The organism is Rhodococcus sp. MEB041, assembly GCF_030208955.1.
Classification (GTDB): Bacteria; Actinomycetota; Actinomycetes; order Mycobacteriales; family Mycobacteriaceae; genus Rhodococcoides.
The window spans coordinates 462,918-475,062 of sequence record NZ_JARVSZ010000001.1 but is presented as its reverse complement, the minus strand read 5'-3'; the positions used below and the strand labels follow the sequence as shown (position 1 = coordinate 475,062).

The 12,145-nt window shown below is 69.8% G+C and carries 12 protein-coding genes; 4 read left to right on the top strand and 8 right to left on the bottom strand.

Going from position 1 to position 12,145, the window contains the following annotated elements:
* Positions 1–31 precede the first annotated feature (31 nt).
* The 5 genes from QRN16_RS02230 to QRN16_RS02210 are packed head-to-tail and all read right to left on the bottom strand — an operon-like array spanning position 32 to position 4,871.
* Positions 32–1,366 (bottom strand): ABC transporter substrate-binding protein, encoded by a 1,335-nt coding sequence (locus tag QRN16_RS02230; RefSeq protein WP_285184449.1) that lies wholly within the window; start codon positions 1,364–1,366, stop codon positions 32–34.
* Positions 1,363–2,457: a branched-chain amino acid ABC transporter permease gene (locus tag QRN16_RS02225; RefSeq protein WP_222645565.1), complete on the bottom strand. Its 1,095-nt coding sequence runs from the start codon at positions 2,455–2,457 to the stop codon at positions 1,363–1,365. The genes QRN16_RS02230 and QRN16_RS02225 overlap by 4 nt, the downstream gene beginning before the upstream one ends.
* Before the next feature lies 1 nt (position 2,458).
* Positions 2,459–3,337 (bottom strand): branched-chain amino acid ABC transporter permease, encoded by an 879-nt coding sequence (locus QRN16_RS02220; protein ID WP_027504741.1) that lies wholly within the window; start codon positions 3,335–3,337, stop codon positions 2,459–2,461.
* A 24-nt stretch (positions 3,338–3,361) separates the two neighbouring features.
* Positions 3,362–4,105 carry an ABC transporter ATP-binding protein gene (locus QRN16_RS02215; RefSeq protein ID WP_285184448.1) on the bottom strand — a complete coding sequence of 248 codons (744 nt, stop codon included), beginning with the start codon at positions 4,103–4,105 and terminating at the stop codon, positions 3,362–3,364.
* Positions 4,095–4,871, bottom strand: a complete 777-nt coding sequence (locus QRN16_RS02210) for an ABC transporter ATP-binding protein (protein ID WP_261775734.1) — start codon at positions 4,869–4,871, stop codon at positions 4,095–4,097. Before QRN16_RS02210 ends, QRN16_RS02215 begins: the two co-directional genes overlap by 11 nt.
* Before the next feature lie 167 nt (positions 4,872–5,038).
* Between QRN16_RS02210 and QRN16_RS02205 the strand changes: the two genes are divergently transcribed.
* Positions 5,039–6,355, top strand: coding sequence for a helix-turn-helix domain-containing protein (locus tag QRN16_RS02205; protein ID WP_285184446.1), 1,317 nt, complete (start codon positions 5,039–5,041; stop codon positions 6,353–6,355).
* On the opposite strand, the gene QRN16_RS02200 is transcribed toward QRN16_RS02205, so the two are convergent.
* Positions 6,318–7,514: a metallophosphoesterase gene (locus QRN16_RS02200; protein WP_285184445.1), complete on the bottom strand. Its 1,197-nt coding sequence runs from the start codon at positions 7,512–7,514 to the stop codon at positions 6,318–6,320. The genes QRN16_RS02205 and QRN16_RS02200 overlap by 38 nt on opposite strands.
* 155 nt (positions 7,515–7,669) lie before the next feature.
* Here QRN16_RS02200 and QRN16_RS02195 point away from each other — a divergent pair, with 155 nt between their 5' ends.
* The 3 genes from QRN16_RS02195 (at position 7,670) to QRN16_RS02185 (ending at position 10,492) form a co-directional block, all read left to right on the top strand.
* On the top strand, positions 7,670–9,067 hold the full coding sequence (locus tag QRN16_RS02195) for a hypothetical protein (protein WP_285184444.1): 1,398 nt from the start codon (positions 7,670–7,672) through the stop codon (positions 9,065–9,067).
* Positions 9,064–9,870, top strand: a complete 807-nt coding sequence (locus tag QRN16_RS02190; protein WP_285184443.1) for an ESX secretion-associated protein EspG — start codon at positions 9,064–9,066, stop codon at positions 9,868–9,870. The genes QRN16_RS02195 and QRN16_RS02190 overlap by 4 nt, the downstream gene beginning before the upstream one ends.
* Before the next feature lie 61 nt (positions 9,871–9,931).
* A complete protein-coding gene (locus QRN16_RS02185; RefSeq protein ID WP_051613116.1) occupies positions 9,932–10,492 on the top strand; it encodes a hypothetical protein in 561 nt (186 codons plus the stop codon).
* A 22-nt stretch (positions 10,493–10,514) separates the two neighbouring features.
* Here QRN16_RS02185 and QRN16_RS02180 read toward each other — a convergent pair whose 3' ends face one another.
* Together QRN16_RS02180 and QRN16_RS02175 are read right to left on the bottom strand one after the other, a co-directional pair.
* The gene (locus tag QRN16_RS02180; RefSeq protein ID WP_056442011.1) at positions 10,515–11,258 is read right to left on the bottom strand and encodes a siderophore-interacting protein; all 744 of its coding nucleotides are present in this window, start codon (positions 11,256–11,258) and stop codon (positions 10,515–10,517) included.
* Positions 11,259–11,273: 15 nt separating this feature from the next.
* Positions 11,274–12,137 carry an HAD hydrolase family protein gene (locus QRN16_RS02175; protein ID WP_285184442.1) on the bottom strand — a complete coding sequence of 288 codons (864 nt, stop codon included), beginning with the start codon at positions 12,135–12,137 and terminating at the stop codon, positions 11,274–11,276.
* Positions 12,138–12,145: the final 8 nt, after the last annotated feature.

Sequence of the window (12,145 nt, the reverse complement as noted above, 5' to 3'; positions counted from 1 at the left end):
CGCCCCCGCCACCGTCATCCCGCCGACCGGGTCACCCGGCCGGCTGGGTGTCGGGAATGCCGCTCTCCGGTGGGGTCGCCTCCTCACCGGTGTACTCCTCGACGGCCGAGTCGCCGATGTCCGTGACAAGGACCGGGGTCAGGTTCTCCGGCTTGCCGTTCGTGATCTTGTAGACGCTGGCACCGGAGATGCCGAGGTGACTGTCCTCGGAGTAGCGGAACGGGGCGAGCTGAGGGCCGGGCAGGTCCTTGCCCTGCGACTGCAGCGCCGACACGATCGACTCCCTGGTCGGGTTCTCGCCCGCGGCCTGCAGCGCCTGCACGAAGGCGTAGGCGTGGCTCATGCCGTAGATGCGGTAGTTGGTCAGCTCCTCACCGGTTCCGTCGGCGGCCCACACCTTCTGCCACAACTGCGTCCACGGGTTGTCCGGCGAGTCGATGCCGGGGATGTACTCGAGGGAGATCATGTTCTCGAGCGACGAGGCGCCGTCGGTCACCGCGCCCTGGGAGAAGCGTCCGAGCAGCGACCCCACGAGGTCCACGTCGGAGCCGATGGAGCTGTAGAACCATTCGGGCGTGTAGTTCAGTCGGCGGGAGACCAGCTGGCTCAGTGCCGTGTACGACGGGACGTTGAAGCCCAGGATCAGATCGGCACCCGCCGCCTGGAGGGACGCGATCTGCGGGGCGACGTCGGTGTTGCCGGACGTGTAGCGGGCGACGCCGACGATCTGATCCTCGAGGTACTGGCGCACCGCGGCCTCGCTGTCGCGGCCGAGGTCGTCGTCCTGCAGGAAGAGTCCCACCTTGGCGTCCGGCCGGTTCTTCTGCACCCAGTCGCCGATGATCTTGCCCTCGACCTGGTAGTCGGGCTGCCACCCGAAGGTGTTGGGGTACTTGGCCGGATCGTTGCCCCACATGATCGCGCCCGAGGACACGAACAGATCGGGGACGCCCTCCTCGTTGAGGAAGTCGATGACCGCACTGTGTGTCGCGGTGCCCAGACCGCCGACCATCGCGAACACCTCGTCCTGCAGGACCAGCTCGTTGACCACCTGCGTGGTGGTGGTCGGGTCGTACGCGTCGTCACGCACGAGGTACTCGATCTGCCGACCGTTCACCCCGCCGGCGGCGTTGACGTAGTCGAAGTAGGCCTTGGCGCCCGTGGGGATCTCGCTGTACCCGGGAGCGGCGACTCCCGTCAGGGGATAGTGCGCACCGATCTTCACCGAGGTGTCGGTGATCCCGACGGTCGAGCCCTCCGTGGACTCCTCCGCCTCCTCACGGCCACCAGCACCGCACGAGGCCACCAGTACGACGGCCGCAGCGAGAGCGGTGCCCCGCTGCGCCCATGTTCGGATCCTGTTCATCGAACTCCTTCTCTCTTCAGACGACGCTGTACGAGACGACCGCGGACCGTGCCGACCAGTCCGAGTGGCGCGAAGAGGATCACGACCACGGTGAAGATGCCGGTGACCAGAGGCGCGAGTTCCGCGGCCTGCAGGCTGCTCAATCCGGCGTCGAGGCCGAGGTTGGTCACCACCGGCGGGATGTAGGTGAGGAGCGCGGCACCGATGAGAGCGCCTGTCAGCGAACCGAGTCCGCCGATGACCACAGCGGAGAGCAGGGTCAGGGACAACACCAGCGTGAACCCGCTCGGCGCGGCGATGCGGGAGGCCATCGCCATGATCGCCCCGGCGGCACCGGCACACGCGGCACTGACCACGAAGGCCAGCACCCGTGCCCGCCCGAGGTCGATCCCCGCGATCTCGGCCGACACCTCGTCGTCACGCACGGCGCGCCAACGCCGTCCGACGCGACTCGACGACACGTTGGCCAGCAGGAAGAACACCAGCACGAGCAGGAACCACCCGACGTAGGCCACGAACTTCGTGGACGTCAGCTCGTTTCCGGTGACGAAGAAGGCGATGTCGTCGAGCGCGGCCGGCACGTCGGGACTGGGCACGATGAGACCCTGCTCGCCCCCGAGGTACTCCGAGAAGTACAGCGCGAGACCAGGGACGGCGACGGCGAGCGCCAACGTCGCGCCGGCCAGGTAGGGCCCGTGCAATCGCGCCGCGGCGACCCCGACGACGACCCCGACCAGACCGGCCACGACGGTGGCCGCGATCAGGACCAGGGGCACCGACCAGCCGGACTCGTTCGCCCGCAACATCAGTGCCGCGGTGTACGCGCCGACCGCCATGAATGCGCCGTGCCCGAGGGAGAGCTGACCGTTGAGTCCGGTGAGCACGGTCAGTCCGGCCGCGGCGATCGCGAGATACGCCACCGATGTCAGCTGGCTCTGCCGGAACGTGCTGACGCTCTCCAGCACGAGAATCACCACGACGAGGGCCAGCAGAGCGCCGAGCAGGTGCCGCCGCACCGGAGTCGACACCACGCGGGCGACGCGCGAGCGTGCGGGTGAGGGGGTGGGCCTGTCGGTCGTCGTCACGGTCATGTCAGACCCTCCTCGCTGCCGCGGCAGCGAACAATCCGTTGGGACGCAACAACAACACCGCGATGAGGATGACCAGCGCCGCGAAGGACACGAGGTCCTGCCCGATGTAGCCACTGACCGCACTGAGCCCGACGCCCATCAGCAGTCCGCCCACCACGGCGCCCACCGGGCTGTCGAGACCGCCGAGCACGGCGGCCACGAATCCGAACACCACGACGGAGTCCATGTAGCCGGGGTGCACCAGCGACCCGCCGGCGATGAGCAGACCCGCGACCGACCCGACCACCGCGGCCAACGCCCATCCCAGCGTGAGCATGCGGCCCACGCGCACTCCCAGCAGGCGCGACACCTCCTGGCTGAAAGCACTGGCGCGCATCGTGAGTCCGAGATCGGTGAACCGGAACAGCGCGACCAGCGCGGCGAGCACCACCAGCACCGCGACGACCTTGTAGATGTCGTTGCCCGTCAGCGCCACGTCCACGGACCCGATGCGCCGACCGTCGAGACCGAACGGAGCGGGAAAGGACCGGAACTGGTTGCCGAACACCAGTGCCGCCACCGCGTGGATCACGATGAAGAGACCGAGAGTGAGGATCACCGGATTGATGTGCGACGCGCTGTCGACGTACCGGATGATCAGTCGCTCGATCAGCGCGCCGAGCACGAGGCCGGAGACGAGCGCGGCGGCGAAGCCGACCCAGTAGGAGTAGCCGGCATCGACCACGACGAGCGCCACGTACGTGGTGATCATCGCCATCGGCGCCTGCGCGAAGTTCACGATGCGCGTCGAGCGCCAGATCAGCACGAGTGCCAGAGCGAAGGCGGCATAGACCATCCCGTTGGTCACTCCGTTGATGACGATGGTGAGCAGTTGTTGCACTCTGTCGTCCTTTCGTGAGGGTGGTCAGAAGCCGAGGTAGGCGTGGCGGAGTTCCTCGTCGCCGACGAGGTCGGCCGCCGGACCCTCCCGCGCCACCGTCCCCAGGGACAGCACGACGGCGTGTTCGGCGATGGACAGCGCGCTGCGGGCGTTCTGCTCGACCAGCACGACGGTGAGGCCGTCCGAGTCGACCGAGTCACGCAGCGTCTGGAAGATCTGCGCCACCACGCGGGGAGCGAGCCCGAGCGACGGTTCGTCGAGCAGCAGGATCGTGGGGGTCGCCATGAGGGCGCGCCCGATCACCAGCATCTGTCGCTCACCGCCCGACAGCGTGTGCGCGGTCGACGCCCGACGCTCCGCGAGAGCCGGGAACAGGGACAGCACGCGGTCGATCCCCACCGCGGCCGCGGACCTGTTGCGGCCCAACGCCCCCAGACGCAGGTTCTCCTCCACGGTGAGTTCGACGATGACCCCGCGGCCCTCGGGCACGTGCGACAGTCCACGCCGTGACATCGACTCCGGACTCGCTCCGACGAGGTCGACCTCGCCCATCCGGATGTGGCCGGACACCGGCGGGTGCAGCGCCGAGATCGTCCGGAGCAGGGTCGTCTTGCCGGCACCGTTGGCCCCGAGCACCGCGGTGACCGCGCCGCGGGGCACCCTCAGCGACACGGAGTCGAGCGCGGTGACGGCGCCGTACCGCACCGTCAGATCGGACACTGTCAGGGCGTCGCGGGTCGCCTCGTCCCGCACGACGTCACGCGTCACGGTCCACCTCGTCCCCCAGGTAGGCGGCGAGCACAGCGGGATCCTCGCGCACCGTGTCGGGTGTCCCGCGCGCGATGACCTTCCCGAAGTCCAGGACCACCAACCGATCACAGACACTCATGACCAGATCCATGTGGTGCTCGACCAGGAGGATCGACATCCTCGAGGTGAGTCCGCGGACCAGCTCACCCAGCTCGTCCATCTCCGCGTTCGACAGACCCGACGCCGGCTCGTCGAGAAGCAGCAACGTCGGCTCCCCCACCAGCGCCCGCGCGAGCGCTACGCGTTTGCGCACCGCGTACGGCAGGCTGGGCGGGTACCGGTCGGCGTACTCGTCGATGCGGAGTTCGGACAACGTGGCCAGAGCCCGGTCGCGGATCGCGGCGGTGTCGGCCCCGCTCCGAGCGAGTCCGAGCAGCCCGGCGACGATCGAGGTCCGGGCGAGATGGTCCGCACCGACCATGACGTTCTCCACCACGGTCATCCGGTCGAACAGCCCGAGGCCCTGCAGTGTGCGGCTCATACCGAGTGCCGCCAGCGCGGTCGGCTTCAGCCGACGTACCACCCGGCCGTTCCGGGTCACGGTGCCCGACTGCGGCGCGACGAGGCCGCACGCGACGTTGAACAGTGTCGTCTTGCCCGCCCCGTTGGGTCCGATGACTCCGACGACCTCGCCTCGTCGGACATCGAGTCCGACGTCCGACAGGGCGACGATGCCGCCGAACGACACGGTGACGGACGACAGCTCGAACACGGACTCGGTCATGGTCTCGATCGTTGACACAGTGGCCCACCTCACATCTCGGTGGCACTCACTATGGTCACTCCGCACAGTCGGCGATATGGTCTCCGCGCACGAAAAGGGTCATGCCGTGGGCACCAATTTCGGTCAAACCGCTCGAACCGTCGGGCGCTGTGCGCAAAAATGCGCGCATGGCGTCGCCGTCGATCGGCCGTGGATCGGGGCTGCACCCTGTCCGCGGACGGCTGTCGGCGGAGGAACGAGCCGCGATCCAACGCGCGTGGGCGACGCTGATCCCGGAGGCGGACGCCATCGCCGACTCCATCACGTTGGCTCTGTTCGAGCAGGACCCCGACTATCTCCAGGCCGGCTCCGACATCACGGCCGTGGTCCGTCGCAGCACGCGGGAACACATCCGTCTGGGGCTGCGCAAGCTCAGCGGCACGCAGCACGGTAGCGAGGACAACACCGAGGTGTGGCGGCGCACGGGTCGCGAACGCGCGCGCCAGGGCATCCCCATGGAACTCGTGCTCAAGGCGTACACCCTCGGTAGTCGAACGTTGTGGGAGGAACTCGTCAACGCTCGCGGCGCGAATCCCGGGCTGCTCGAGCCGCGACTGCTTCTCGTCGCCGGCCAACGGTTGTGGCACGCACTCGATGCGCAGAACACGATTCTCGTCGACTCGTACCGGCGTGAGACCGCACGGATGCAGCAGCGCGACGTCACGAAGATCCTCGCCGTTCTCGACGGCTTGCGCGACGGGCGCGGAGCCGATCCCTCGTTCGTCGTCGATGCGCGGAACACACTGGGGCTCACCGCACAGCATCGGATCGCGTGCGTGGTGGGCCCGCTGTCCGAGCGAGGTGACCCACCCCTGACCTCACCGGAGGACGCCGTCGACGGCGTGACATCACTGTCGCACTGGCACATTCGCGACGGAGTCCAGTTCGGCGTCGTGTGCCCGGCCAAGGCGGACCTCGGCTCGGTGGCGGAGGCTCTCGCCGCACGCGCGGTCGGACCGGTGGGCATCGCCGCGTCGACGGACGGACTCGTGACCTTCGCCGCCGCGTACCGAGCTGCCGCGCGCACGGCGGCCACCATCGGCGCCGGCGACACTCCCGCCGCGGTGGCCACGGACCGACTGCCCCACATCGTCATGTCTGCCGACGACGAGATCTCGGATCTGGTCGTGTCCCACGCACTCGGGTCGCTGAACGGACACCCGCCCGCGCAGCGGGAGGTACTGCTCCGAACTCTGGCGCACGTCCTCGCCACCGACGGTTCACCCACCAACGCCGCCAAACTGCTGTACTGCCACCGGAACACGGTGATCTATCGGCTTCATCAGGTCGAGGAACTGACCGGCCGATCCATCACCGCGCCGGACGACCGGCTCCTCCTCACCCTTGCCCTGGTCCGCTCCGGGCACTGGGCGGACGCGGTGGCCGGCGTCGGCGCCGCCGCGACTGTCACACCAGAGAGCTCGACCGCAACGTCAGCACGGTGATCTCGCTCGGTGCGAAGACACGGAACGGTGGACCCCAGAACCCCGTGCCCCGGCTCGTGTAGAGCTGCGTGCGGGCGCCGTGTCGGCTGAGACCGTGGACGACCGGTTGATCGAGTCGGACGAGCAGCCCGAACGGCCAGATCTGTCCACCGTGCGTGTGCCCGGAGACCTGCAGATCCACTCCCGCCGCCACGGCCGCGTCGATCTGCTTCGGCTGATGCGCCAGCAGGAAGATCGGCAGCGACGGTTCCGCGTCCGTCAGCGCGGCGGTCAGATCCGCGCCGTGACCCACCTCGCCCGACCCGCGCGCGGTCCTGTCGTCCACCCCGGCGACGACCAGCCTGTCGCCACCGCGCATGACGGTGATGTGCCTGTTGTGCAACGAGTCCCAGCCCAGCGACGTCATGTGGTCGAGCCACTCCTGGGCCTCGCCGAAGTACTCGTGATTGCCCGTCACGTAGACGCGCGCCGACTTCGCGTGCACCCGTTCCAGGGGCGCCACCTGCTCACGTCGACGCTCCACCGACCCGTCGGCGAGATCACCCACGTGACAGACGATGTCGGCGTCCTGGCGATTGATCTCCGCCACGACGTCGGAGGACCAGACGGACCGATCGATCGGCCCGTAGTGCGTGTCCGTCACCAGGACGACGCGGAGCCCGTCGAGTCCGGCGCCGAGTCGATCGAGCGTCACCGTCACGTGCTTCGTGCGCGGCAGCCGCATCGCCTCGCGTCGTCCCCACACCGCCAACGCGACGATGACGGCCAGCACGGCGCCGGCGACGATGCGCGATCGCAGCGGATCGTCGACCCCGACGACGCCGAGCCCGAGCCGTACGACGAGCCCGATGATCGACCACACGAACGCGATCCACACCAGTCCGAGCAGGGTGTCCCCGATGCGCGCCCACCGGTCGGAGTGTGCCCGGCCGTGCCCCTTCGCCATGCCGACCACGAGTGCGGCGGCAGCACCGACCGCGACCACCGTCGCGATGATCCTCGCGGCGATCGGCCAGTCCGCGCCGGTGAACGCGAGAGTCCACAGCGGCGTCCCGAACAGGATCGCGAGAACGACTGTCACGACGGCGAGCCGGCCCACGGGCGGCCCGCCGGACGGAGTGCTCTCGCGAACCTCGCCCGGCACTGAGTGGTCCGACATGGTGCACGTTCCTTCGGTGTCGGGAGCGTCGGCGATCTCTCGAGGAGCATCGCCGCGCGTGGGAGAGACGCGTCAACCGTACGCGGAACCGTGCGGCCGGTCCGCGCGTCGAATGTCACGGGGATCGTGGCACCGCGGTCGGGGAGGACACGAACATGGGGTTCGACATCACGGGGGTGATCGGTGCCGCGGGCGAGACGATCTCGGACGCGGCGTCGGAGGTGGCCGACTTCGCGACGGGACACGACAGCGACGCGGCGGAGTCCGCGGCACGACTGACGGCGGAGTTCCACGCCGACGACGCCGTCCGGGTCGCCCGCGAGGCCGTCGACAGGTCCAGGGTGGGCGACACGGCGAGTGGCGCGAGCGTCGTGGTCCCGGAGGCGTTCGACGGCATGTCGCACCCCGAGATGTTCGCGTACACCACCGAACTCACGCCGGAGCTCCTCGATTCCGGTGCCGCGATGTGGCGCGAGGCCCACACCCGGGCGACCGCACTGGTGTGGACCCTGTGGAACGACCTCGGCGCCGTGCTCGGGACCGACTGGCAGGGCGCCGCGGCCGACTCCGCGCTCGCCGCGATCACGACGTACCGCACCGAGTCGCTGCGCACCCTCGACCTCATGGACATCGTCGCGGGCAAGCTCGAGCAGTCCCGCGACGGGTTCGCACTCACCCGCGCCACCATGCCCGCCCCACAGTCGTTCACACCGTCGGACTGGGCGCGCACCGCGATGACGGCCGCGTTCCTCGGACCCGTCGGGTCGATCACCGCGATGATGGCCGAGGAGGAGGAGCGGCGCGCCGAGGCCGTGGCGGTCATGAACGGCACCTACGTCCCCACCGCCGTCCGAGCCGATCACGGCGTGCCGGTGCTCACGCCGCCGGGAGATCCGGCGAGCGGGTCCGCGTCGGGTTCCTCGTCCTCGGCGGCCGGTGGCATGCGCGGAGGTGTCGACGCCGCATCGCTCGGTTCGACGGCACTCTCGTCGCTCGCGGCGACTCCCGCACCGACCACGGCGGCGTCGGTCGGCGACTCGACGCCCGTCGCAGGGCCACAGCCTGCGGCCGCCGCCCAGAACTCCGCGGGAGCAGGCACGAGCAGCACCCCGAACGGCGCAGCTCCGCCGCCGGGTGTCGCACCCGTGAGCACGGCACCGGTCGGCCCGTCGGGGTCCCGGCCTGCCCTGACTTCACCCGCGGGCTTCGGGCGCGGCTCGGCCCCCGCCGGGTACGGGACGGCAGGGCAGCGGTCGTCGGCGGGATCCGGTGGGTCGGGTGCGCGGACACTCGGTCCGGGATCCTCGTCCGGGCGCGGCCCCTCGGGCGGTACCACCGGCCCCGTCCTGCAGAGCGCGACCTCAGCCGGCGCGGGCGGTTCCGGCGCGGGCACCCGCGCGGCGGCCTACGGACCGGGCGCAATGATGCCGGGGAGCCGCGCCGGTGGAGACCAGGACGGCGACCACACCACGGCGGGGTACCTCGTCACGGCGGACAACGGCGACCGCCTGGTCGGGGAGCTCCCACTCGTCGCTCCCCCGGTGATCGGGTGATCGTTCGAGCGGCTCCCACGGGGGTCGCCTCGTGGCACCTCACGTCACTCGAGTTCGCCGTACTTCTCGACCGGATCGGCCGCGATCGAGTGCCGTTCCCCTTCTCCTGGACAACGCGCGCCCGCACAGCCGCGGATCTGCGTGCGGAACGCGAGGCCGCCCGCCGCCGCCTCGGTGACCGATCGCTGCTGGCCGCCGCGTCCCTGCTCGGCGGACCCGGACTCCAGGTCACCGCCTGCGGGGTGGAGTCGAGCGATCGACGCGTGCGCATTCGAGCCGCAACCTCGTACTCCGCAATCCCGCTCCATTCCGACCGGCCTCCGGCCTTCCCGCTCGCCGTCGTGGTGGTCCAGGACCCGGGACCGACCTCCGACACCGGCGGCACGGTCCACGTCCACGCCGTACCACCGGAGCGCATGACCCACACCCTCACGGCGGCGCTGCCCCACCGCCGCGCGGGACGGGTGACGCCGTCGTCCGTGTCCCGCGACGACGTGGTCCGCGCTCCGTCGTCCCACCTGCACGATTCGCGTGGCGACACCGACCGCGATCGCGTGATCCACATCCTCGACGGGCCACGGGAGGGGCTCGGTGAGATCGTCGTGGGACACGGCGGCGACGGCCCGCTCGAGGCGATCGCCGGCAGACGGTGGATCGACGCGCTCGGTGACGGGCGCTACCTGGTGCACGCGACCGACGTGGTGGCGGTGCTGCCCGCCACGGCCCAGACCATCGCGGCGGCGCTCGACGACGAGATCCGACGGGCCGGTGCGGTACCACCGGTGACGGGTACACGCAGCTAGGGTTGGGCCATTGAACGCTGCGGCGCTGACGCGTGCGCGGCCGATCGAGAGGACTGGGCAGATGAGCGATCGCTACCCGCGCGACTCCGACAACCGCGACGTCGGCAACTACGGCTACGACGACCGCACTCGGGCCTACGGTCGGCAGGAGCCCTACGCCGAGCCCGGTGGTCAGCGCTACGCGCCGCAGAAGCCCGCATCGTCCGGACTGAAGTTCGACGTCGGCCCGTTCATCGGCGGAGTCGTCGCCACCGCCATCACCACGTTCATCGCAGGATGGGTGGCCACGGCGATCGTCCAGGCCGTCTACAACCGAACGGGAACCAGCGTGTTCTGGATGTACGGACTGGAGGATCCCTGGATCGCCGGTGTGTACGGCGCCCTCGCCGCGATCCTCGCCGGAGCGTTCATGCTCCTGCTGTTCCAGGCGGTGCCGTCACCGAACACGTTCTTCAGCTGGATCGCCGGACTGGTGGTCGTCGCGATCATCGTGCTGCCGTTCCTCGCCGCAGGAGCGATCACCGCTGCGTTCGGCTCCGCGATCGTCAACGGCCTGATGGGGTTCGTCATCGTGGCCCTGCTGTCCACCACCGCGGCCAAGACGTATCACGGTCGTCCCTGACGGCCCCCGTCGTGCGTGACGCTCAGGGAATCCAGTACCCCTGAGCTTTGACCGACCTGCGCGGAACGCGGTAGTCGGACTTCAGGATCGACGCGATCGAGCGCGTCGTGACCGTGTCGCACGCGACCCACGCGGCGTGGCGGGACGCGTCGAACGCTGCGGCCGAGACGGCCTCCACCATCGAGGCACCGTCGTCACGCCGTCGTACTCGATGTACCTGCGTGGCGCTCGTCGCCGCGAGCGGGAGCGCGTCGTCGCCGTCGTGCACGGTCTCGAGCCACAGGGTGACGGGAAGATCGTCGGGCAGAGCGGCCAACAACGAGTTCACCGCGGGAAGTGCCGCGCTGTCTCCCGCGATGAGGTACCCGGCGGGAAGGGGGTCCGGTACTGCGTACTTCGAGCCCTGGAAGGTCGCCTCGAGGGTGTCGCCGGGGGCGGCGCGTCGTGCCCAGTGCGCGGCCGGACCGTCGTGCAGCGCGAACTCGAGGTCGAAGCGGTCGTTCTCGGGGTCCGGGTTCACGACCGTGTAGGCACGGTGGTGCAGCGAGGCACTGCCGTCGTCGGTGGGAAACCACAGGCGCAACCACATCGTGGGATGCACGGGCTTACGCGTGAACAGTCCACCCGCGGAGACCGTCAACCGACGGTAGTGCGGGGTGACGTCCTCCGCCGCGAGAACGGTGAGCAGTACGTCCGAGCCGCCCATCAGCTTGAGGACCGTGCCCTGCCAGCCCTTGGTCTGCTCGCTGGTCGCTGCGTCGGTCATGCAGCTGAGGGTAGCCTAACCCTGACCGACGTGGGGGTGTGCCAACTCCTCGAGGTACTCCGCGATGCCGTCGTCGTCGTTGCTCGCGACCACCCGATCGACGAGAGCCTGCACCTCGGGGATGGCATTGGACGGACAGATCGCGGTGCCGGCCCACGCGAGCATCTCCAGATCGTTGCGTGCGTCTCCGGCGGCCGCGACCTCGCGCCGAGCGATGCCGCGGCGCTCGCACAGCGCCGCCAGAGCGGTCGCCTTGGACACTCCGCGCGCGGCGATCTCCACGTAGGGCGCGCCGGAATGGGTGACCGAGACGTCGTCGACACCGCCGGCGAGCAACGCGCGGTAGAGATCGACGCTCGGCACGGTGGCGTGGCGGGCGACGATCTTCACCATGTCCTCCCGCAACCACGGGAAGGCTGGAGGCCGGTCGCTGTCGGACGGGAAATCACCACCCACGACAGTGTCCATGGTGGACGGGTCGCGGTGATGGTCGGAGAACACGCACAACGCGGCGTATCCCGTCTCCGCGACGAACGAGGTGGGTCCGACCGCGGCGACCACGGTTCCCGGTACGAGGGCGCGCACCCGGTCGACCGCGGCCTGACCGATGGCGACGTCCATCCCCACCGTCTCGGTGATCACGGGTGTCCCGTCGGCGAGATCGATGAGGACTGCGCCGTTGGCGCACACCGCAATTCCGCGGAAACCGCTCTGCTCGGCGAACTCGTGCACGGAGTGCCGAGCACGGGCGGTGGCCCACACCACGTCGATCCCCGCGTCTCGCGCTGCCGCCATGGCGTCGGCGGTGCGCGCTGAGATGGTCCGGTCGGAGCGCAGCAGCGTCCCGTCGAGATCGGTGGCGAAGAGTCGAACGGTCACCGGGTCAG

Excerpts from the sequence above, each read along its gene's own strand:
- QRN16_RS02205 (WP_285184446.1), top strand. The coding sequence starts at position 5,039 with ATGGCGTCGCCGTCGATCGGCCGTGGATCGGGGCTGCACCCTGTCCGC.
- QRN16_RS02225 (WP_222645565.1), bottom strand. The coding sequence starts at position 2,457 with ATGACCGTGACGACGACCGACAGGCCCACCCCCTCACCCGCACGCTCG.
- QRN16_RS02195 (WP_285184444.1), top strand. The coding sequence starts at position 7,670 with ATGGGGTTCGACATCACGGGGGTGATCGGTGCCGCGGGCGAGACGATC.
- QRN16_RS02200 (WP_285184445.1), bottom strand. The coding sequence starts at position 7,514 with ATGTCGGACCACTCAGTGCCGGGCGAGGTTCGCGAGAGCACTCCGTCC.
- QRN16_RS02210 (WP_261775734.1), bottom strand. The coding sequence starts at position 4,871 with ATGACCGAGTCCGTGTTCGAGCTGTCGTCCGTCACCGTGTCGTTCGGC.
- QRN16_RS02180 (WP_056442011.1), bottom strand. The coding sequence starts at position 11,258 with ATGACCGACGCAGCGACCAGCGAGCAGACCAAGGGCTGGCAGGGCACG.
- QRN16_RS02185 (WP_051613116.1), top strand. The coding sequence starts at position 9,932 with ATGAGCGATCGCTACCCGCGCGACTCCGACAACCGCGACGTCGGCAAC.
- QRN16_RS02230 (WP_285184449.1), bottom strand. The coding sequence starts at position 1,366 with ATGAACAGGATCCGAACATGGGCGCAGCGGGGCACCGCTCTCGCTGCG.